The organism is Sinorhizobium sp. BG8, assembly GCF_016864555.1.
Lineage (GTDB): Bacteria > Pseudomonadota > Alphaproteobacteria > Rhizobiales > Rhizobiaceae > BG8.
On record NZ_CP044011.1, the window covers coordinates 2231992 to 2251969 of the forward strand.

The window sequence follows — 19978 nt, forward strand, 5'->3', positions numbered from 1 at the left end:
GGCGCGCCGATCATCGACGCGCCCGCCCGTCGTGATGCTTACTCCGCCTTGAGGAAGTCGCCGACCTCGAGCAGCACGAACTCATTGTCGTCTGCCTTGTCGATCGAACGGCCGGCCGAGAAGGGCAGGTTGTTGTCGTTGCCTACGATGATGTGCGTCTCGTCCACGCGGTCGACGTTCTCGATGGTGAGGAAAGGCATGTCGTAGAAGCCTTCGCCACCGCCCTGGCGCTTGCGGTTTTCCGGATCGGCGATCTTCAGGAGGTCGATGTAGCCGATCTTGCGTACGGCCTTGCCGACGTTCCCGTCATCCATCGCGATTTTGTAGATGCGCTTGACCTTCGAGCCGACGGCGAAGCAGTCGACCTTCGGATCCTTGGGGTCGGCGCAGGCCTTGTCGACGGTTCCGGCGCCGTTGTCGCGCTCGATCACCAGCGCCGTGGTCTCGTCCAGCATGTTGAAATCGCCGATTGCCTCGCCGCCCTCGGCCAGCGGATAGAGCCAGCTGCGGCCGGTCCAAGCCTTGCTGGCGACGTCGAACTCAACGATGCGCAACGCCGGACGACCTTCCGCCTGCTCGACCGATTCGTTGTCGACCCAGAGCGGTCCCTCGAGCAGGCCGTAGAGCTTGCTTCCGTCCTTCGACATGGCAAGGCCCTCATAGCCGCCCGAGCGCTTCAGGTTGAAGGCCGGCATCTTCTTCGAAGGGTCCGCCTGCACGGCGAGCGTCGGATTGTCGGGCGAAAGCACCGGCTTGCCCTCGACCTCGGTGGCGACGGCGTCTGTCAGCCTGCCCTCGCTGTCGAACTTCAGGAGGTAGGGGCCGAACTCCTCGCCGATCCAGAAGCCGTCCGCAACGGGCTGGATCGATTCGACGTCGAAGTCGCCGCCGGTCAGGTAGCGCTTGTCAGCACCTTCCATGACGATCGGGAAGGGGGCCTTCCGGTCGGGATCGGAGAGGAAGACCGTCTTGATCGGCTCGAGCTTGCCGTTGTCCCAGTCGAACTTGACATGGTGGATCATCAGCATGGCGTCGGTGGAGTTCAGCTTGTTGCCGAAGCCGTTGTCCGAGAGCGTCCAGAAGCTGCCGTCGTCCATCGCCTTGATGCCGGAGAAGCCCTGCATCGGCTGGCCGTCGAAGGGCAGCGAGAGGCCCGTCGGGCGAACGCCGTCCTTGCCCGGCACGCTTGCGAGCCCGTCGGCGCGCTTGCGGTCGGCGGTGGAGAACTTGCCCGAGGTCTTGAGGTATTCGGCGGCGTCGGCCGGAGCCGCGATGATCGTGTTGGCCGGAAGGATCGCGTGCGCCTTGAGCGTTGCCGGGAACACCTTTTCTTCGGCCGCTGCCGGGGCGGTCATCAGAAGCGTCAGGGCCACGGAGGCAAGCAGTTGTCTCGTCATGTTGGTCACCATGGGTTGGAGTTGGGACGCTCCCCGGTAGGCGGTCCGTGTGACGTTGAGGTGATGATTGCTTGACGGTGCAATGAAGCTTTGATGACGCCCGCCTCGTGCGGTGCCGGCCGGTCGTGGCCTTCGCGTCAGGCGCGGGAGGCGGCGACGAGCGTCGCAAACCGGCCCGGCGTCATGCCGTGCGCCCTCTTGAAGTGCCGAGTGAGGTGCGCCTGGTCGGCAAACCCACTCGCATAGGCGGCCTCGGCGATGCTGTCGCCGCGGGCGATGATCGAGCGCGCCCTGTCCAGCCGCCGCATGACGAGATAGCGGTGCGGGCTCGTCCCGAGCAGGCGGCGGAACTGGCGTGACAGGGTGAAGCGGTCGAGCCCGGTCACCTCTTCCAGATCGTCCGACGTGAGCCCGCGTTCGAGGTTGTCGCGCAGGAAGTCGGCCGCTCGCGACACGGCGGCACGCGCCGGACGGCCCGGCGCCGAAGATACCGGAGCGCCGTCCGCATGGCGCAACAGGCCGTCGGCGAGCTCGGCCACGAGAGTGTCGAGCTTCATCGGGTCGATCTCGTGGTCGATGTCGCCGAGCGCATCGAGAATGAGCCGTGCGAGCACCGGATCGTCGAGGACCGGATCGGAGACGAAGGGCAGGCCGCCGAACTGCGGCGGAAGGGCCGCCTGAAGGCGGTCCGGTGGAATGTACATCATGCGGTAGCTGAGACCTTCATCCGTACCCGCCGCGCCGTCGTGCAGCTCGTCGGGATGGAGCACGATCACGTTGCCGGGAAGGCTGAACTGCGACACGCCCCGGTATCGGAAGGTCTGGATCCCGGAAAGCGTCATGCCGATCGCATAGGTGTCGTGGCGGTGCGGCGCGAAGCCGTTGCCGTGGAACCGCGCCTCGATCCGCTCTATCCCGCCGGAAGGCGGCGCCATGTGGATCCGGTCCGGATCGTCGCCGCAAGAACGTTCAATCGCCTCGTGATCGCTTCCGGCTAATGCATTGGCAGCGGACGGGCTCTCGCCATCCGCCTTGATCCTTTCCGCATGTTTCCGGGAGACCCATTGCATGTTCGACACCAAATTTGCCGTTGTCCTGCGAGACGATCTGATGACCTGGCAGAAACTCAACGTCACCGCCTTCCTCGCAACGGGGGTCGCCGGCCAGAAGCCGTCGATCATCGGCGAATCCTATCGCGACGCGGCGGGCAATGTCTACAACGCGCTGAGCGTCCAGCCGATCGTTGTCCTTTCGGCCGATGCGTCCACGATCGCCGCCATCCATCGCCGTGCGCTGGAGCGGGACGTCCAGGTCTCCGCCTATATCGAGGAGATGTTCTCGACCGGCCATGACGTGGCCAACCGCGAAGCCTTCGCCTCCTTTGGACCGGACGAGGCGAAAGTGGTGGGGATCGCGCTCCACGCGGACCGCAAGCTCGTGGACAAGGTGACGAAGGGCGCGAGGCTCCATGCCTGACCGGCATCCGTCGCTCTAGCCCGTGGCCGATGCCGCCCAGAGAAACTGCGCTTCGCTCTGCACCGCGCCGGGGCGCACCAGCCTTATGCGCCTGAGCGCGGCCTGCGGTTCCTCGCCGCGTTCGACGAGCAGCCTCAGGGCCACCATGCCCGAGCGGCCATGGCCGCCGTGGCAGTGGACGAGCACCGCGCCGCCTCGGTCGAGCAGGGCATGCAGGCTGTCGGAAATCGTCGGCCAGCTCGATGCATTCGAACCCGAGGGGCCTCCGAGGTCACGGACCGGCAGATGGAACCAGCCGATGCCCATGGAAGCGAGCCGGAGCCCGAGATCGCTGCATCCGCGCGCTTCCATCTCGAACGTGTCGGTCATGGAAACGACGACGTCGGCACCCCAGTCCCTGATCGTCCTGAGGTCCGCGTCGTAGGCGCCAGAGCGCCCCGGAATCCGGCTGATGCCGATCCGTCCGCCGCTCGCAAGCGGCACCGTGGCGATGGTGAATGGCTCTACCGGTTCCATGGCCAGGCATTTTACCCGCTCCTGCAGGGAGCTGGAACCGGAAAACGCGAGGATGCCCGCGATCGGGAGGTAAGGCCGTCCGTTGCCCGCCGCAGGACGCAGCGCCGGAGCCCGGCCGCGTTCGATGCCACGGGCTTCGCGTTAAAGTTCCACTGCCTCGAGCTTGCGGTTCACGAAGCGCAGGCCGACCTTGCCGTCTATGAGGTTCAGCGCGGTATTGCCGAAAAGCTCGCGCCGCCATCCGTGAAGCGCCGGAACGTCCGCGTTCTCGCCCTCGGCGGCGATCCTTTCCAGGTCGTCGCTGTTGGCGATGATCTTGGCGGCCACGCCCTCGCGCTCCGATATCAGCTTCAGGAGCACCTTCAGGAGTTCGCTTGCGGCTGCTGCCCCTTCCGGCAGTTGCGGCTGGCGGGGCAGGCGCGGCAGATCGGTCTTCGGAACGGCCAGTGCCGTGTTGATCGCCTCCAGAAGCGCCGCTCCGGACTGCGAGCGCTCCCAGCCCTTGGGAATGGTGCGCAGCCGTCCCAGCGCTTCGGCATCCGCCGGCTGCTGCTGGGCAATCTCGTAGATCGTGTCGTCCTTCAGGATGCGCGAACGCGGCACGTTGCGGCCGCGCGCCTCACGCTCGCGCCAGGCGGCGACCTTTTGGAGAACAGCAAGTTCCTGTGGTTTCTTCACCCGCATCTTCAGGCGCTTCCAGGCGTCGTCCGGGTGGATGTCATAGGTTCCGGCCGACTCGAGGATCGCCATTTCCTCCGTCAGCCACAGGGAGCGTCCTTCGCCTTCCAGCTTGGCCTTCAGCGTCTGGTAGACGTCGCGAAGGTGGGTCACGTCTGCCAGCGCATATTCGAGCTGCTTGTCCGTGAGCGGCCTGCGGCTCCAGTCGGTGAAGCGCGAGGACTTGTCGATCTGCACGCCCTTCGTCCGCTGCACGAGTTGGTCGTAGGAGACGCTCTCGCCGAAACCGCAGACCATGGCGGCGACCTGCGTGTCGAAGATCGGATGAGGAATGAGATTGCCGCGATTGTAGATGATCTCGATATCCTGCCGTGCCGCATGGAAGACCTTGATCACTTGCGGATTGGCCATCAGTTCGAAGAACGGGGCGAGATCGATGTTCTTGGCGAGCGGATCCACGAGCACCGCGATGTCGGGCCCGGCCATCTGGATGAGGCACAGTTCAGGCCAGAAAGTCGTCTCGCGCAGGAATTCCGTGTCGATCGTCAGGTAGTCGGATTTGGCAAGAATCTGGCATGCGTCGGCAAGAGCCGCGGTCGTCTGGATAATGTCCATCAATATACTCGGGCGGGAAGTCTCAATCTGGTTGGCTATGGTTTCGGGGGCAAAACCCGGTCGGAGCGCGTGTGCCGCAGGCTGTATATCGGATCTGCTCGGAAGGAAAGGTTCAGAAAATATCGATCATTTCCGAATCGTTCCGATGCCCGCAGGGCCAGGATACAGCCTGTCCGAAGAGCTGGGGTCAATGGAACGCCTGACTGCAAACAACGCTGGACAGACCCTCAGGGTCTTGTTTCGCATTTGCTTGCTCTCGTTCGATCCAATCTGCCTCAACGGAACACGCACTCTTGTTGGGTTCAGACCCTAGACCCTTCACCATTTTGCCACAATCGAAAATTTCGCCGCTGCCGCAGTGTTTCGCGGGTTCGCCGTGGTCAGGAGACGCGCACGAAGCTGCTCATTCCCGTCTTCTGATGCTCGATGATATGGCAGTGGAGCATCCAGTCGCCGGGATTGTCGGCGACGAACGCCAGCTCCGCCACCTCGTCGGGCGAAAGCAGGATCGTGTCCGTCAGCTGCCCTGTCATCTCCCGCTTGTTGGACCGCAGGATGCGGAAGCTCAGGCCGTGGAGATGCACGGGGTGAGCGTGCGGCGTGCGGTTCTTGACTTGCAGTATGTAGCTCTTGCCGAGTTTCAGGTCGGCCAGAGGTGCAACCGGATCAGGCGTGTCGCCGGACCACGCGACCTTGTTGATCGCCCAGAAGGTATAGCCCAGCGTTCCGCAGAGATTGGGCTTGGCGGCGTGCTCGGCGGTCGCGGTGAACTCGAGCGGTATCGTCACGGCGGAGGAGAGGTCGGCTTCGGCGACCGGGTTGGCGGGCAGGGCCTTCACGTCGCGCAGGTCGCGCTTGAGGCTGGTGCCCGTGGCCCTGAGCCTGGCGATCGTCCACGGCGTGGTGCCGCGGAAGTTGCCGAGCGTCGCTTCCGTGCCCTCGCTGTCGGAGACGCGCACCACCAGGTCGAGGCGCTGGCCGGGGCCGATATCGTACCGCCCGAGCGGGAAGGGGGCCACGACGGGATTTCCGTCGATGGCGATGACCGTCGCCGCCGCGCCTTCGAGGCCGATCGTATAGATCCGCGTGACGTCGGTCGCGGCAAGCCTCAGGCGGACGAGGCCGCCGGCGGGCACGTCGTAGACCGGTCCCTCTAGCCAGTTCGCGGTTTTGACGGTGCCGTAGGTTCCGCCCCGGGCCGCGTCGCGCGGCTTGAAGGGCGCGATGAACTGGCCGTCGGACCCCAGCCGCCAGTCGCGCATGTTGAGCACCACCTCGGCGTCGAAGACCGGATCGTCGGGATTCTCCACCACGATCACGCCGGTGAGCCCATGGCCCATCTGCGTCAATGTATTGCAGTGGGGGTGATACCAGAAGGTCCCGGCGTCCGGCGGCACGAAGCGGTACTCGAAGCTGTCGCCCGGATAGACGTAGGGCTGCGTCATTTCCGGAACGCCGTCCATGGCGTTGGCAATCCTTAGCCCGTGCCAGTGAACGGTCGTCGGCTCGTCCAGCCTGTTGATGAGCCTGGCCGCGAATTCCTCGCCCTTGCGCATGCGCAGGACCGGCGGCACGCCGCTCGCCTCTTCGCTGAGCCGGTAGGACATCGTCCCCCTGGTCGGTGCGCTTCCCGTCAGCAGTGCTTCCGAGGAATAGGCGGTCAGTTCTGCGGGCGTGGCGGCAAGGGCTCGGCGGCCGGCCGAGAGCCCGAGGCCCGTACCATAGGCGCCTGCGGCGAGCGCCGATGTTGCAAGGAATGTGCGGCGGCTGATCGGCACGGGAATGCTCCTGCTGGCCGGTGAGTTCGCTCCTGCTTTAAACCTGAGACGCGCTGTCATCAATCGCGGTCTCGCTGGCATCTTGCCGCAGCCGCGCCTTCAGCCCCTGTCGTCCTTGTCGGAGCCCGCGAGCTTGGTGAAGAAGGCGGAGGTCCTGAGCAGGTTGCGGAAGCGGCCGCTGCGGGCTTCCGCCGGCACCGGTGCGCGCGCCGTCATGCGCAGAGCCGTGTAGGCCATGAAGGCGACCAGGATGACGGCGGTGTAGATGAACAGCGCCTGCGGCCCGAAATGGTCGAGCAGGACGGAGGCGAAGAGCGGTCCGATGATCGCGCCCGCGGACCAGAAAAACAGCATGCCGGCGGAAACCAGCGCATGTTCGCCTTCGCCAGCGTGGTCGTTGGCATGTGCGGAACAGAGCGAGTAGAGCGGCATGGCGAAAGCGCCGAAGACGAAGATGCCGACGAAGTTGCGCCACTCGTTGCCGCCGGCGAAAATCGCCAGGTAGAGCGCGGCAAGCGCCGAGCCGAGGGTTGCGACGAGAATGATCACGCGCCGGTCCAGCCGGTCCGAATAGATCCCGAGCGGATATTGCAGCACGACGCCCCCGACGATGCCGGCGCTCATGAAGCTCGCGATCTGCGTGACCGAAAGCCCAATCTGCTCGGCGTAGATGGGCCCGAGCGACCGGAACGAGGCATTGGTGAGCCCGACGACGATGCAGCCGATCGTCGCGAGCGGCGAGATGTTCCAGAGCTTCCTGACGTCGAAGCGGATGGCTTCCGGTGCAACCGGTTTCGAGCGGTCCGCAAGCGAGATGGGCACCAGCGAAAGTGTCAGCGCCATCGAGATGATCGCGAAGAGCTGGAAGCCGCCGATGCCGACGCCGGGGATCATGTACTGGGCGGCGGTGACCGATCCGAGGTCGACCAGGCGGTAGATCGACAGGGTGCGGGCGCGGTTTGAATTCGTCACCTTGGCGTTCAGCCAGCTTTCGACGGTTGCAAACAGGCTGGCAAAGCAGATGCCCGAGACGAGCCGCATCCCAAACCAGAAGGACGGATCGATTACCAGCGCCATCGCGATCGATGAGGAAGCTGCGATCGCGGCCATCGCCGAGAAGGTCCGGATGTGGCCGATCGCCCGCAGCATGCGCGTCACGTAGATGCAGCCGATGGCAAAACCGATGTTGTAGCCGGCGCCCACGATGCCGATCAGCGACGTCGAGAACCCCTCCTGCGAAGCCCTCAGCGAAATGAAGGTACCCTGGAGGCCGTTGCCCCCGATCAGGATGCCGGCGGTGACGAGTAGGGGGATGAGGGGACGGATCTGGCTCATGGCGCCGCTATGGTTCGCGAATCGGCATCGCTGTTTCGACGGTGCCATCCGTATATCCCGCAGGCAGCGGGCGACAGTGCAATAAATGCGACGAAGAATGTTTTTACTCGGCACCCAACCGCAGGCAAGCAACGCCGTTTGCTTGCTATGTCTAGTAGAGTATATTCTTATATGATAACCTAATAAAATAGTGGTGGTGCCGTGGGCCGGCGCCGTCTGCTTCTGCGAATGAATTTCCCACAGGAGGACAGCATGAAAGTCACACGCCGTGCCGCGTCGTTGGGTGGACTGGGTCTGCTCGCAGCAAGTGCAATCACACCGGCAAAGGCCTTTGATGAGCCGTTTGTCGATCCCTTCGAAGGAGAAGGCGATTTCTGGTTGGCCGTCGAAGCCTATATCTACGGCTATGCGCTCGTCACGATGGAAATGACCCGCCGGGTTGTCACCAATGTGGAGAAGCCTGTAGGCAGCAAGGGCCCGATGGGGCACATGATCAAGCTGCGCGAGTATCCGGACGCCTCCTTCACCGATGTGACGGCCCCCAACGCGGACACTCTCTACACCACCGCCTTCATCGACGTCGGCAAGGAACCCTGGGTGTTTTCGTTCCCGGACATGAAGGACCGCTACTTCCTGTTTCCCATGCTCGACGGATGGACAACCGTCTTCCAGGTGCCGGGGAAGCGTACGACCGGAGGCGACGCGCAGACCTATGCGATCACCGGCCCGGGATGGGAAGGCACGCTGCCGGAGGGCGTCACGGAATACAAGTCTGCGACGAGCCTTGTCTGGATCCTCGGGCGCATCTACTGCACCGGCACGCCTGAGGACTACAAGGCTGTCCACGCCCTCCAGGACGAGTGCAAGCTGGTGCCGCTCAGCGCCTACGGAAAGGACTGGACGCCGCCGCCGGGCAAGGTCGATCCCTCGATCGATATGAAGACGGCCGTTCGCGACCAGGTCAATCGGATGGACGCGGTCGAGTACTTCACGCTGCTCAGCGAACTCCTCAAGACCAATCCGCCGACGAGTGCCGATGCGCCGATGGTGGAGAAAATGGCGCGGATCGGCATCGTCCCCGGCAAGGATTTCGACAAGAGCAAGCTTGACGCCCATTTCATCAAGCGCATCCCCGAGATCGCCTTCGGCCGCATCATGCTGCATTTCAAGTTCAGCGACGGCGACGTCAAGAACATCAACGGCTGGGGCTTCACCACGAGGACCGGCATCTACGGCACCGAGTACCTGCAGCGCGCGCTGGTGACGGCCATCGGGCTCGGCGCGAACCGTCCCCAGGATGCGGTCTATCCCACCTCGCTCAAGATGAGTGACGGGCTCTTCTCCCGCTCCTATGATGGGTCGAACAACTACGTGATCACCTTTCCGAAGGGACAGACGCCGCCGGTCAGGGGGTTCTGGTCGATCACCATGTACAACGAGAAATACTTCTTCGTCGAAAATCCGATCAACCGGTACTCGATCAGCGCCCGGCAGGACCTGAAACCCAATCCGGACGGATCCATCGACATCTACATCCAGAACAAGACACCCGGCGCGGACAAGGAATCGAATTGGCTTCCCGCACCCGCGGGCAAGTTTGTCCTGATGATGCGGCTCTACTGGCCGGATGACAGCCCGCCCTCGATCCTCGACGGGTCGTGGATCATCCCGGCGGTCAAGAAGGTGTAGTCGCTACCCGCCTTGGTCCGGGTCCCGGCTGCGTCTTCTGGGCGCCGGCCGGGCTGGCTTTCCGGAAGCCGGGGTGGCGCATCACCCCGGCAGCTTGGCAGCAAGCACGTCCAGCTTGCGGATCTCCGGCGGCCTGGCGAAGAGCTCTTCGGCCTTCGCCATCAGCGCTGCGGCGACCTTTCCGGAAAGATGTGCCTCCCGGGATGCCTCGTCCGGAAAGACATCGAAGATCGCGAAGGAGGAAGGCCCGGTCTGGAGGCCGAACCAGGCGACCGTGCCCGGCTCGGCTTCGACGAGCGGCAGTCCCGAACGCAGGAAATCGGCGACCGCCTGTTCCTTGCCGGGCTTTGCTTCAAGCGGAACGTAGAGTGCGTATCTGGCCATGAAGAACTCCTCCCTTTAGAGCAATGCATGCTTGGAAGAAGATACGCCTCGCGCCCACGCATAGATACGGCGCATGAGGCGCTGCCGGGAGAAACCGCGGACAGGCTTGAAGGCGAGAATCACCCGCCGCTGTTGCGGCAACGTATCACGCCGTCCGTGCAAGCAAGGACATCTTCAAGTCTCCGCCAGGATTGTCCTCCACAGGCAAGCAACGGCGAAGATTTGCTGCATCGCAAAAAAGCCTTTTCTTCGCCCTAAAAGCCCTCGCTTCAAGTTCAGTGCAGCGGGTAATCATGAAATATGTCAAGGAATTCGAGGCCTTGAGAGGCGTGCTCGCCCTCTGGGTCCTGGTGGGACATGTCGCTTCCGCCACAGCTCTTCACGGGCGCCTCTTCCAGGAACGGTTCTACAACGAGTACGCGGTGGATGTATTTATCATCCTCAGCGGCTTTGCCATCACGGCGCTGATCGACAAGCGGCCGGAGAGCTATCGCTTCTACATAACCCGCCGCGCCTTCCGCATTTTCCCCGTCTACCTCTTCTACCTGGTCCTCTCCGTTGCGGTCGCCGAGATCGCCCTGCAGATCTGGCAGGCATCCCCGGAAGGATCGATGAAGGCGGCCCGCATCCAGATTGCCTCGGATGCGCTCGTCCACTGGCCGGGACATCTCTTCGCCCACCTGACCGGGCTTCACGGCCTCGTGCCGCCGAAGCTGCTGCCGTCGACGGACTATGCGTTCCTCGGGCAGGCCTGGAGCGTCTCCCTGGAGTGGCAGTTCTACCTGATCGCTCCCTTCGTCATCGCCTTCGTCGCCCGGCCGGTGTCGTGGCGGGCAATCGCTCTCGTCCTCGGCGTGGCGCTTGCGGCCGCGTATGTCGAGCCCCGGCTCCCGAACAGCTTCATCGGCAAGTGGATGGTGGAGTTCGGCATCGGGATCGCGACCTTCTATTTCATGAAGCACCGCGAAGCGGGCAATCCGTTCCTGAAATCGCTGCCGCTCGTCCAGCTCTGGGCGATCGGCATCGCGCTCTGCGTCCTCGAACGCTCCATCGCGATGATGCCGCTGGTTCTCTGGCTCACGGTGATCCTCGTCGTCATTGGTGCGCGTGAGGGCAGGGGGCCTATCTTCTCCCGCCTGTCCGCCATGGCCTGCGGCGCGCCGCTGCAATGGCTGGGCGGCATGGCCTACTCGCTCTATCTCTCCCACATGCTGGTGCTCCTCCTCGCGCTGAAGACGATGGAAACCACCGGCATCACGGAGCCCCTTGCGCAGGCGGCCTATCTCCTGACCGTCACCCTCGTCGGCTCGCTCGTCCTGTCGCGCCTTTCCTATGTCTTCATCGAGAGGCCGTTCAACGACTTCGGCCGCAGCCTCGGTCGGACCGCATCCGCGTCGCCGGCACCCTCCGTCGCGAGCGGCGCCGACCATGTCCTTGATGGCGAGGCACTGTCTTCCGCCCGAGGCTAGGGCAAGGCGGAACAGCGCCAGGTCGCGAATGTCGCCAACGGCAAGCCCGGCTCAGGGCGCAGGCCCGCGTTCTGAGCCATGGGCTGCTGGCGAATGCTTGCGGATAGCTCCTGAGCCGTCAGCCGCGCCGCGCCGCTTCTATTTCGGCGACGTCGATCTTCTTCATGGTCATCATCGCTTCGAACGCGCGCTTGGCTTCGCCGCCGCCGGCCGCCATCGCGTCGGTCAGTGCGCGCGGAGTGATCTGCCATGAGATCCCCCACCTGTCCTTGCACCAGCCGCACGCGCTCTCCTGGCCGCCATTTCCGACGATGGCATTCCAGTAGCGGTCGGTCTCCTCCTGGTCGTCGGTTGCGATCTGGAATGAGAAGGCCTCGTTGTGCGTGAACACGGGGCCGCCGTTCAGGCCGAGACAGGGAATGCCGGCGACGGTGAATTCGACGGTGAGAACATCGCCCCTGTTGCCGCCCGGGAAGTCGCTCGGTGCGCGGCGCACCGCATCCAGTCTGCTGTCGGGAAAAAGGTCGCAGTAGAAGCGGGCGGCAGCCTCGGCGTCCTTGTCGTACCAGAGGCAGATCGTGTTCTTCGCCATTGCGTGCTCCTTTCGGTGGGGACCGTTCGGCCGTGTCTCCTCTGAAATAGGCGGCCGCGCGCAATTCTCCACCCCGGAATGCCCGCCTCGCGGGGGCGGGATAGCAAGGGGCGCTGCCGGCTTCGGCTGGAGGTCGCAAATCGGTGTTCTCGGGATGGCTCCCGGCCCGCAACGCGCTCTAGAACCAGAGGTCGCGAACACACCGTCCTGTGGAAGGCAGATCCTCGAACGTGTCGAGGCCGTCGAAGTGATCGATGGGAAGATCGGCGACCGCGTCCGGCGGCGCAAGCCTCATGTTCACCGCCATGCGCCGGCGACCGTCCTTGCCCGTTCTGAGGCCGCGCCAGCTGACCACGCAGGCGCAGGACGGGCAGAACAGGATTTCGAGCGACGACGTGTCCCTGCCGGAACGCGTGTAGGATGCGGTCTCCCCGGTGACGGCGATCCGTTCGCCTTCATAGTCATAAGCCCACAGCGCCCCGTAGCGTCGGCATAGCGTGCAATTGCACGCCGTGATCGAGCCCGGGTCACCGTCCAGTGTCCATCCGGCATTGCCGCAATGACATGAGCCTATCAACATGCGCGATGATCCCGTTGCTCCGGAACGACGCCATAATGCCCCGATGCCGCGACGTCCGCAACCAGCGGGGGCCGAACGGATTGCGCATGCGGCAGATGGGCCGCAAGGGCTTCGCCATCCACTGCCGTCCCCCATGGCAGGCGGCGCGTTCCCGCCGTCGTCTGGGCAGCCTGCGGGAACTGTGGCATAACTAAACCATGGCGATAAACGTCTTGGCGATCCATCGCGACACGGTCGGGAAGGAACAGGCAGCAGGCAACTCGCTTGCGACCGCCTATTCCGTGGCAGTTCTGTGCTGGCTGCTGTCGGCCGGCGTCTATATCGCTGCGAAATGGGTCTCGACCGAAATGCCGCCCTGGGCGCTCTGCTTCTGGCGCGTGCTGATCGCCTGGGCGATCCTCCTGCCGGTCGTGCGCCGGCATTTCGGAGACATGGTCGCGCTGGTGCGGGCTCGTGGCCTCGAACTGCTTGCCATCGGCGGCATGGGTCTTGCGATCTGCCAGGGTCTGATCTTTGTCGGCCTCGAACATGCCGATGCTACCACCGCCGGCATCATCATTGCGCTCATCCCGATCATCACCATGATCCTTGCCCGTTTCATCCTCGCCGAGCCCATGGGACGCTGGCAGGTGATCGGCTCGATCCTGGCCTTCCTCGGCATCGTGGTCATCATCGTCAAGGGCAGCCCGGCCGCGCTGGTGAACCTCGATCTCAATGCCGGTGAACTGTGGATCGTCGCCGGCGCATTCTGTTTCAGCCTCTATACCGTCCTGCTGCGCCGGGCGAACTTCGAGGTGGATCGCCTCTCGCTCCTCGTGCTGCTTCTCGGCGCGGCGGTGCTCACGGCGCTCCCGTTCTACCTGTTCGAGCTTGCCTCCGACGAGCGCTCCACGCTCAACGCCAGCGGGCTCTTCGCGCTCGCCTATGTGGCGATCCCTGGTGGGGCGCTGATGTACTACCTGTTCAATCGCAGCATCGAGGCCCTGGGCGCGGCCCGCGCGGGCGTATTCCTCTACATCCAGACGATCTTCATCGCGGTGCTCGCCTACCTCATCCTCGGCGAACAGTTGCAGACCTATCACCTCGAAGGCGCGGCGCTCATAATCGCCGGCCTGCTTCTCATCATCCTGCTGAAGCCGAAGACCACGCCGGAGGCCGCGAAGGTCTGAGGGCGACGGCGTCGCCATGGCCGGAGAAAGCGAGACGTTCCGCGCTTCCGCCGGGGCGTCCGGGCGAGGAGCGTGGCCTGAGCCCGAGGAAGGGTTTCCGTTCTAGCAAAATGCCGCGTCAGGGACGGCCGGAATCCGCCATAAGCAGACGGCGTTGGGGCCCTTCTCTTGTCCCGGTTAGGCCGAGGTATACACTGGTTGGCCTCATTGGCACGGGATATCGGCTAGCCGACGGAACACGTTCTCTGTCGTGGTGGTCAGGAGGCTACAATGGTTACCAGGATATTCGCCGCTGCTGGTTTCATTGCTGCCGGGTGTGCAGCCACGGCGGCTGAGGACCTCAGCGGTCGCTACAAGGTCAACGGCACACTTGCCAACGGCAGAACCTATTCAAACTGGGCGGTCATCAAGATGAGCTCCGAGAATACGTGTGACATCACATGGAGCGATGGCACGAAAGGCGTCTGCATGCTGAACGGCACGACCCTTTCCTACGCATCGGTCATCTTGCCGGGCTTGCCTGGCGGGGAACACCCCTTCGGAGAGATATGCGTAAAGGCGGAACCACAGGTGGGGGTCTATCAGGTCGCTCCCGACGGGAGCATGGAGGGCGCCTACTTTGACAACACAAGCAACAAGGGTGGGCACGAGAAATTGACCCCGGTTCGCTGATCGCCAGGCCGAGACGCCTGGCTGCCCCTGTGCCTTGCCGCATGCAGCTTCCACGGCTCTCAATGGCGAGTCCGCTCAGGGCCGAATGCTGCCCTCTCTGCGCCATTGAAGGAACGCGCGCTGAAGAAGCATCTCGGCGCAAGAATACACGATGCGATGGATGACAGGTGTCCCGGTGCAGGAGGATCGCCGTTCGAACAAAGTTCCCGTTGCCGGCCCTCTCGAAATTGCTTTGTGACATGGAAAGTAACGATGGGCAGGAACATCAGTCCAATTCATTTTTGTTTCTGCGTCATCAGGTATATTCTGTCCAATATTCAGCAAGACATTGAGTGAGGAGATCGCGAGGGGAGGTTCCTATGCTACGCGTTACCGTGGACATTTTTTCGGGCCGGCCGAATCCGACCTGGGTCGTGACGGATGACAGAAAAATTGAACGCATGCTCAAGGCATTCGCCGAAAATCCTGCAGCGCTTTCGAAAGTCGGGGAGGGTCACCAGGGCCTCGGATATCGGGGCATTCAGCTGCGGCTCCTCGGTGACGACAACGAGTTCAAGCTACCGTTCCAATTCGTCATTGCAAACGACGCATCGGATGCTTCGCGCTCGCTGCTCGACGTTGCCCGTGGCCTCATCGAGGACATGACCGAATCCCGCATTCCCTTTCCCGACCATCAGTTGACGCCGCTCGACAAGAATATCCGGAAGTATGTTCTGAAACGCTTCGAGGAGTTCCACAGGTCGCCGTTCAGGCTCTATCCGCTCGACATCTTCACGAAGCGGGGCATTCGCGTCACGGTCCGTGACCCCAATTGCCGGGAGTGCCAGTACGAAGAGAGCCGCTTCAACCCGGGTTTCTGGAACAACGATCCTTACGTGCGCGCCAACAACAACTGCTACAACTATTCCCGCAACTGGCGGACGGACACCTTCGCCCAGCCGGGGCGTGCCTCGGGCCACTGGCCCAACCCGATGGCCTGCGGCGACGTGAGCGCAGGCGCGATGTCGGACGGACTGAAGAAGCGATGCGACTGCCTGCCGAAGGATGAGTACCCGCGCAGGCTCGTGGCTCTCGTCGTCGATCCCGGGTTCGACTACCATTGGTACCGGAAGCAGAAAGGTGGATTCTGGGGACACAAGCCGGGCCAGACCGCCGCGCGCAATGTTGACAACAGCAATGTCGTCATCACCAATCCCGAAACCTGCGATCGGGGAGGCTACACGGACTTTTGCGGCTATTTCTACGCGGGAAAGAGCGTTCAGATCATCTGACCGGTCGTCCTCGACCTCTGAACCTCCGGCGCCACGCCGCCTGCGGATCATGGGCGGGGGCGTCGGTCCTTGTCCTTGCGCTGGCGGTCTTGCCGGCCGGCGCAGGCGGAGGAGCCGCAATGCAAGTGGAACTGGACATCATGAGCGGCAGGCCCAACCCGGTCTGGGACCTCACGCCTGCGCAGGCCGATGAGCTGGGCGATATCGTCGAAACCTTGCCGACGGGCACGGGGACACCGCCGCCGGACCCCGGTCTCGGCTATCGCGGCTTCGTCGTAACCGACAAAGCCCGGCCGTCATGGCGGCTCGGCGTCTTCAAGGGGTTCGTCCGCATATCGGGTGGTGGGCCTACGGAGATCCGGAACGATCGGGACCGGAGGCTCGAGCGCTGGCTCCTCGATTCTGCAGGTACGCTATTGGGCGACCAGATCCGTCGTCGCGTTCCGCTGGAGTGAGGGGACGTCTCTGCCTCCGTCGCCTAAAAGTTCCCGACCACGGTGTGTCGTGGTCGGGAACGTTGTCGATCCATGCGCCCAGGCGGGGATGGTGCGGCCTATGGGGTGCCGGCCTTGTGGCGGCGGTCAGGCGAACCTGGCCCGTATCGAGACGGCAAGCGCAAATCCGCATTTTCCAACACCCAGGGACAGAATGAATGCAACCGGCCATGCGATGGCGAATGCCCGGCTCCACTCGGTCAGGCAGTCGGTCGTGAAGCCGACATGCAGGAGCGAGAAAAAGCCGGTCATGAGGAAAGCCATCATCCCCGAGATGAAGAACTGTGCGAGGATGATTGTTTTTGTGTCGTTCATGGTATCTCCACATTGTCGGGTGGAGCGCGCTCTTCACAAGCCGCAGCACCACCTTGGTTAGGGTTGGTGCCGTGGGTTCGCGTAGCGACTTTCCCGCTGTCGCGGGGGCCGGAATAACCACACCGGCCTAAAACTTTTCGACTGTTCACCTCTAGCTGAGTCCCGGTTCTGGTCAAGCCGGGAACGGCTTCGGGGAAACTGGTGGCACTTGCTGCATGATACCGCGATTTTCCGGAATTATGCAGCAGATGCCTCCACTGTCCGCTTCTGGGCCCTTTGCGGACTCTCCAAGCTACTATTGTGATGCCCTTCAAAGTTAGCTTCAGCGCCCTAATTCTCTTCAAAACCGGCACCACAAGCATGACTACGCTTGAAAGAAATCGCTTTTCGCATCGCTAGGGGGAGACAGGTGATGGAGATTTCCCGTTGTCTAAGACATGCGACCTGCCTGATAGGCGTGGGGTTGGCCGTTGCGATCGCGGGAGCAGGCCGTGCGGATGACGATCGAGTTCCCCGGGCAACCGAGGCGTTCAAGGGAACAATCGGCAAGACTTATCAGGAATCGACGCCCGCATGGCCAGCGATCCCCACGGCCCAGGAGAGTGCGCCGAATGTCGTGCTCATTCTTCTGGATGACGTCGGGTTTGGGCAACCCTCGACCTTCGGCGGGCTGATTCCGACACCCAACTTCGACAAGCTCGCAAGCGAGGGATTGCGATACAACCGCTTCCACACCACCGCGATCTGCGGACCGTCCCGCGCCGCGCTTCTGACAGGCCGTAACCATCACGACACAGGCAATGGCTTCCTGATGGAATGGGCGACCGGCTTTCCGAACTACAGCACGATGATCCCGCCGGAAACGGCGACGGTCGCCGAGGTGCTGAAGGAGAACGGTTATGCGACCTGGTGGTTCGGCAAGAACCACAACACGCCGGATTGGGAGACGTCAGTAGCAGGTCCATTCACACGATGGCCGACAGGCCTCGGCTTTGAGTACTTCTATGGCTTCAATGCCGGAGAAACGCACCAATACTACCCTGTGATCTTCGAGAACACCACGCCGGTCGAACCGGACAAGAGCCCCGAGCAGGGCTACCACTTCATGACCGATATGACCGACAAGGCGATCGCGCGCATGAAGTACTTCAAGTCGGTCTCCCCGAAGAAGCCGTTCTTCATGTACTTCGCGCCCGGTGCGATGCATGCGCCCCATCATGTCACCGCCGAATGGCGCGAAAAGTTCAAGGGCAAGTTCGACATGGGCTGGGAGAAGTATCGCGAGCAGGTTTTCCAGCGCCAACTGGAAATGGGGATAATTCCGGCAGGGACCAAACTGACGCCACGGCCGGATTGGGTTCCGGCATGGGACTCACTCTCAGACGAGCAAAAGCAGGTCTATAACCGCTTGTTCGAGAACTATGCGGGCTATTTCGCCTTCACCGACCACGAAATCGGCCGCCTCGTCGACGCCATCCACGAACTGCCCGATGCCGACAACACCATGATAATCTACATCGCCGGTGACAACGGGGCATCGTCCGAAGGTGGGCCGGACGGCACGCTCAACGAGATCAAGTCGCTGAACGGCTTTGCCACCGACATCAAGGATACGCTCAAGCGGATTGATGAAATCGGCGGACCCAACTCGGAACCCCACTATCCGGTGGGCTGGGCTTGGGCGGGTAACACCCCGTTCCAGTGGGTTAAACAGGTCGCCTCGCATCTGGGCGGGACGCGCACAGGCATGGTGGTGACATGGCCTGAGAAGATAAAGCCGGACAAGCAGCCTCGCGACCAGTTCCTCCATCTCGTCGACGTGGCACCGACGATCCTCGAAGCCGCTCATGTAACCATGCCGACCGAGGTCAACGGCATCAGGCAGTTGCCTATCGCTGGAGAGTCATTTGAGGCGAGTTTCACCGACCCGAAGGCGAAGAGCCGCACCGAACAGTATTTCGAGATTCTCAGCAACCGCTCGGTCTACTACGAGGGATGGAAAGCCGATGCCCAGCACACTTTGCCGTGGCGTCAGGACCTTGCACCCGGCAAGTGGGACGAAGACCGATGGGAACTTTATAACCTCGACAAGGACTTCTCCGAGGCCAACGATCTTGCCAAGGAGATGCCCGAGAAGCTCGCCGAACTGAAAGGTCGGTTCGATGAACTGGCGCGTGAATACCACGTCTATCCGCTCGATGATCGTGGTGCCGCGCGGCTGGCAATCGCCAAGCCCACGCCTCCGGGCTTCGATCCTGATGCGAAGACAATCACCTTCTACAAGGGCGCGACGCGCCTAGCCGAAACAGCCGCACCGCAGATGAAGAACCGGTCTTGGTCGCTAACGGCCAACGTGGCCGCAGACGGTGAAAAGACTGAAGGAGTGATCCTTGGTTTCGGCGGCGTTGCTGCAGGCATGACGTTCTACATCAAGGACGGAAAGCCCATCTTCGACTACAATTGGTTTGAGGAGCATTTCACCGTCAAATCCGACGCAGTGGTGCCAAAGGGAGACGCCGTCATCCGCCTCGTTTTCGACTACGAGGGCGGAAAAGAACTCGGCAAATCCGGTACTGCCAGCATATTCATCGATGACAAGAAGGTCGCCGAAGGAAAGATCGAGAAGACCGTCGCGGGTCGCTTTGGGATCGACACCTTTGGCATCGGTGAAGATAGCGGGCAACCGGTGACATTTGATTACAAGCCACCCTTCACCTTCAACGGTGACCTGAAGGAAGTTCAGATCGAGTTGAAATGACACTGCTGGCGTTGGCGTGCATGTCTGCAATTGGCGCATTGCGGACGATGACCGCGGGCCGCTCTCGGGCCTAAAGCTGCCGGCGCCGCAGCGCTTTCGGTTGGTGGCATTCGCCGCATGATACCGCGAATTTCCCCGCTGACGGCAGCCATGCGATCATCCTGTCGTTCCGCCGCGGATACACTGCGAGGCGTCGTGGCGAGGCGGGATCGGCGCTCTGTGCGGAGGAAGGACGTGAGCTTCCGCACCGGGGGTCCGCAGAAAATGGTTCCCCTCTCACCCCCTTAAAAAGGGGCGGGACGTGCCTGTGCGGCACATATGAATGGACCGGCGACTGGCCGGGCCGAAGAGCGGCCGATCCGCCAAGGCGGAACGGCTCTCTGAAAGCCCGCCTTTCGTGGCGCCGCGGCGACCGTGCCAAGGTCCCGCCGCGAGTGCCACCCTGGAAAGGTGCCGTCATCCGCGCAGAGGAACCGGAGTTGCGGGCACAAACCGCCGAACGGGGCGCCGCAAGGTGCCATATGTTTCATTTCACGAGGCAGCTTCCGGCGCCCCGTCCGAACCCTTCTGCAAACCCACGGCGGCAAATCGCGCGTGGATATCCGTGCTTCCCGATTCTTCGAGCCTTTGCAGAGGTACCGGGCAGGCCGCGACGCCTCGGGGCGGGCTTCCGGGCAAAGCACGCTCCGCCATTCAGCGTCGAAGCCTTGACAAATCGGAGCTGTCATGCGCTTTTCCGCCCGAATTTCGAGAAGCGGTCGCTCGGCGCTCCGGCGCGGCCCGTCAGCAT

The 19978-nt window shown here is 62.9% G+C and carries 18 protein-coding genes; 8 read left to right on the forward strand and 10 right to left on the reverse strand.

The features are described from left to right. Nucleotides 1-38: 38 nt before the first annotated feature. Together F3Y30_RS10450 and F3Y30_RS10455 are read right to left on the reverse strand one after the other, a co-directional pair. A complete protein-coding gene (locus F3Y30_RS10450; protein WP_203426399.1) occupies nt 39-1397 on the reverse strand; it encodes an esterase-like activity of phytase family protein in 1359 nt (452 codons plus the stop codon). Between the two features lie 137 nt (nt 1398-1534). Continuing rightward, complete coding sequence (locus F3Y30_RS10455) at nt 1535-2467, reverse strand: AraC family transcriptional regulator (protein WP_246752933.1); 933 nt, start codon at nt 2465-2467, stop codon at nt 1535-1537. On the opposite strand from F3Y30_RS10455, the gene F3Y30_RS10460 reads away from it, so the two are divergent. Next, complete coding sequence (locus F3Y30_RS10460; protein WP_203426400.1) at nt 2466-2873, forward strand: DUF2000 family protein; 408 nt, start codon at nt 2466-2468, stop codon at nt 2871-2873. The genes F3Y30_RS10455 and F3Y30_RS10460 overlap by 2 nt on opposite strands. Nucleotides 2874-2888: 15 nt before the next feature. On the opposite strand, the gene F3Y30_RS10465 is transcribed toward F3Y30_RS10460, so the two are convergent. The 4 genes from F3Y30_RS10465 to F3Y30_RS10480 form a co-directional block, all read right to left on the reverse strand. Beyond that, nucleotides 2889-3389 carry a protein-tyrosine phosphatase family protein gene (locus F3Y30_RS10465; protein ID WP_203426401.1) on the reverse strand — a complete coding sequence of 167 codons (501 nt, stop codon included), beginning with the start codon at nt 3387-3389 and terminating at the stop codon, nt 2889-2891. A 141-nt stretch (nt 3390-3530) separates the two neighbouring features. Then, nucleotides 3531-4676 carry a ribonuclease D gene (gene rnd, locus F3Y30_RS10470; RefSeq protein WP_203426563.1) on the reverse strand — a complete coding sequence of 382 codons (1146 nt, stop codon included), beginning with the start codon at nt 4674-4676 and terminating at the stop codon, nt 3531-3533. Between the two features lie 386 nt (nt 4677-5062). Further along, nucleotides 5063-6466: a multicopper oxidase family protein gene (locus tag F3Y30_RS10475; protein ID WP_203426564.1), complete on the reverse strand. Its 1404-nt coding sequence runs from the start codon at nt 6464-6466 to the stop codon at nt 5063-5065. A 93-nt stretch (nt 6467-6559) separates the two neighbouring features. Then, nucleotides 6560-7795 (reverse strand): MFS transporter, encoded by a 1236-nt coding sequence (locus tag F3Y30_RS10480; RefSeq protein WP_203426565.1) that lies wholly within the window; start codon nt 7793-7795, stop codon nt 6560-6562. Between the two features lie 252 nt (nt 7796-8047). Here F3Y30_RS10480 and F3Y30_RS10485 point away from each other — a divergent pair, with 252 nt between their 5' ends. After that, nucleotides 8048-9484 (forward strand): DUF1254 domain-containing protein, encoded by a 1437-nt coding sequence (locus tag F3Y30_RS10485; protein ID WP_203426402.1) that lies wholly within the window; start codon nt 8048-8050, stop codon nt 9482-9484. Between the two features lie 81 nt (nt 9485-9565). On the opposite strand, the gene F3Y30_RS10490 is transcribed toward F3Y30_RS10485, so the two are convergent. Further along, the gene (locus F3Y30_RS10490; RefSeq protein ID WP_203426403.1) at nt 9566-9868 is read right to left on the reverse strand and encodes an antibiotic biosynthesis monooxygenase; all 303 of its coding nucleotides are present in this window, start codon (nt 9866-9868) and stop codon (nt 9566-9568) included. Nucleotides 9869-10161: 293 nt separating this feature from the next. Here F3Y30_RS10490 and F3Y30_RS10495 point away from each other — a divergent pair, with 293 nt between their 5' ends. Next, complete coding sequence (locus F3Y30_RS10495) at nt 10162-11337, forward strand: acyltransferase (RefSeq protein WP_203426404.1); 1176 nt, start codon at nt 10162-10164, stop codon at nt 11335-11337. A 118-nt stretch (nt 11338-11455) separates the two neighbouring features. Here F3Y30_RS10495 and F3Y30_RS10500 read toward each other — a convergent pair whose 3' ends face one another. Both F3Y30_RS10500 and F3Y30_RS10505 read right to left on the reverse strand, forming a co-directional pair. Beyond that, a complete protein-coding gene (locus F3Y30_RS10500) occupies nt 11456-11929 on the reverse strand; it encodes a VOC family protein (protein WP_203426405.1) in 474 nt (157 codons plus the stop codon). Between the two features lie 178 nt (nt 11930-12107). Beyond that, nucleotides 12108-12509, reverse strand: coding sequence for a GFA family protein (locus F3Y30_RS10505; RefSeq protein WP_203426406.1), 402 nt, complete (start codon nt 12507-12509; stop codon nt 12108-12110). A gap of 197 nt (nt 12510-12706) precedes the next feature. Here F3Y30_RS10505 and F3Y30_RS10510 point away from each other — a divergent pair, with 197 nt between their 5' ends. The 4 genes from F3Y30_RS10510 to F3Y30_RS10525 all read left to right on the forward strand — a co-directional run bounded on the left by F3Y30_RS10510 (nt 12707) and on the right by F3Y30_RS10525 (nt 16076). After that, nucleotides 12707-13678, forward strand: a complete 972-nt coding sequence (locus F3Y30_RS10510; protein ID WP_203426407.1) for a DMT family transporter — start codon at nt 12707-12709, stop codon at nt 13676-13678. A 270-nt stretch (nt 13679-13948) separates the two neighbouring features. Continuing rightward, nucleotides 13949-14350, forward strand: coding sequence for a hypothetical protein (locus F3Y30_RS10515; protein WP_203426408.1), 402 nt, complete (start codon nt 13949-13951; stop codon nt 14348-14350). Between the two features lie 359 nt (nt 14351-14709). Then, nucleotides 14710-15621 carry a hypothetical protein gene (locus F3Y30_RS10520; RefSeq protein WP_203426409.1) on the forward strand — a complete coding sequence of 304 codons (912 nt, stop codon included), beginning with the start codon at nt 14710-14712 and terminating at the stop codon, nt 15619-15621. Between the two features lie 119 nt (nt 15622-15740). After that, on the forward strand, nt 15741-16076 hold the full coding sequence (locus F3Y30_RS10525; RefSeq protein ID WP_203426410.1) for a hypothetical protein: 336 nt from the start codon (nt 15741-15743) through the stop codon (nt 16074-16076). A gap of 126 nt (nt 16077-16202) precedes the next feature. Here F3Y30_RS10525 and F3Y30_RS10530 read toward each other — a convergent pair whose 3' ends face one another. Further along, the gene (locus F3Y30_RS10530; protein WP_203426411.1) at nt 16203-16430 is read right to left on the reverse strand and encodes a DUF2798 domain-containing protein; all 228 of its coding nucleotides are present in this window, start codon (nt 16428-16430) and stop codon (nt 16203-16205) included. 412 nt (nt 16431-16842) lie between these two features. Here F3Y30_RS10530 and F3Y30_RS10535 point away from each other — a divergent pair, with 412 nt between their 5' ends. Continuing rightward, complete coding sequence (locus F3Y30_RS10535; protein WP_203426412.1) at nt 16843-19188, forward strand: sulfatase-like hydrolase/transferase; 2346 nt, start codon at nt 16843-16845, stop codon at nt 19186-19188. Nucleotides 19189-19978: the final 790 nt, after the last annotated feature.

What these genes read in the sequence shown, in the direction of transcription:
- F3Y30_RS10450 (WP_203426399.1), bottom strand. Translation starts at nt 1,397, where the DNA reads ATGACGAGACAACTGCTTGCCTCCGTGGCCCTGACGCTTCTGATGACC.
- F3Y30_RS10460 (WP_203426400.1), top strand. Translation starts at nt 2,466, where the DNA reads ATGTTCGACACCAAATTTGCCGTTGTCCTGCGAGACGATCTGATGACC.
- F3Y30_RS10455 (WP_246752933.1), bottom strand. Translation starts at nt 2,467, where the DNA reads ATGCAATGGGTCTCCCGGAAACATGCGGAAAGGATCAAGGCGGATGGC.
- F3Y30_RS10465 (WP_203426401.1), bottom strand. Translation starts at nt 3,389, where the DNA reads ATGGAACCGGTAGAGCCATTCACCATCGCCACGGTGCCGCTTGCGAGC.
- F3Y30_RS10480 (WP_203426565.1), bottom strand. Translation starts at nt 7,795, where the DNA reads ATGAGCCAGATCCGTCCCCTCATCCCCCTACTCGTCACCGCCGGCATC.
- F3Y30_RS10485 (WP_203426402.1), top strand. Translation starts at nt 8,048, where the DNA reads ATGAAAGTCACACGCCGTGCCGCGTCGTTGGGTGGACTGGGTCTGCTC.
- F3Y30_RS10490 (WP_203426403.1), bottom strand. Translation starts at nt 9,868, where the DNA reads ATGGCCAGATACGCACTCTACGTTCCGCTTGAAGCAAAGCCCGGCAAG.
- F3Y30_RS10495 (WP_203426404.1), top strand. Translation starts at nt 10,162, where the DNA reads ATGAAATATGTCAAGGAATTCGAGGCCTTGAGAGGCGTGCTCGCCCTC.
- F3Y30_RS10500 (WP_203426405.1), bottom strand. Translation starts at nt 11,929, where the DNA reads ATGGCGAAGAACACGATCTGCCTCTGGTACGACAAGGACGCCGAGGCT.
- F3Y30_RS10505 (WP_203426406.1), bottom strand. Translation starts at nt 12,509, where the DNA reads ATGTTGATAGGCTCATGTCATTGCGGCAATGCCGGATGGACACTGGAC.
- F3Y30_RS10510 (WP_203426407.1), top strand. Translation starts at nt 12,707, where the DNA reads ATGGCGATAAACGTCTTGGCGATCCATCGCGACACGGTCGGGAAGGAA.
- F3Y30_RS10515 (WP_203426408.1), top strand. Translation starts at nt 13,949, where the DNA reads ATGGTTACCAGGATATTCGCCGCTGCTGGTTTCATTGCTGCCGGGTGT.
- F3Y30_RS10520 (WP_203426409.1), top strand. Translation starts at nt 14,710, where the DNA reads ATGCTACGCGTTACCGTGGACATTTTTTCGGGCCGGCCGAATCCGACC.
- F3Y30_RS10525 (WP_203426410.1), top strand. Translation starts at nt 15,741, where the DNA reads ATGCAAGTGGAACTGGACATCATGAGCGGCAGGCCCAACCCGGTCTGG.
- F3Y30_RS10530 (WP_203426411.1), bottom strand. Translation starts at nt 16,430, where the DNA reads ATGAACGACACAAAAACAATCATCCTCGCACAGTTCTTCATCTCGGGG.
- F3Y30_RS10535 (WP_203426412.1), top strand. Translation starts at nt 16,843, where the DNA reads ATGGAGATTTCCCGTTGTCTAAGACATGCGACCTGCCTGATAGGCGTG.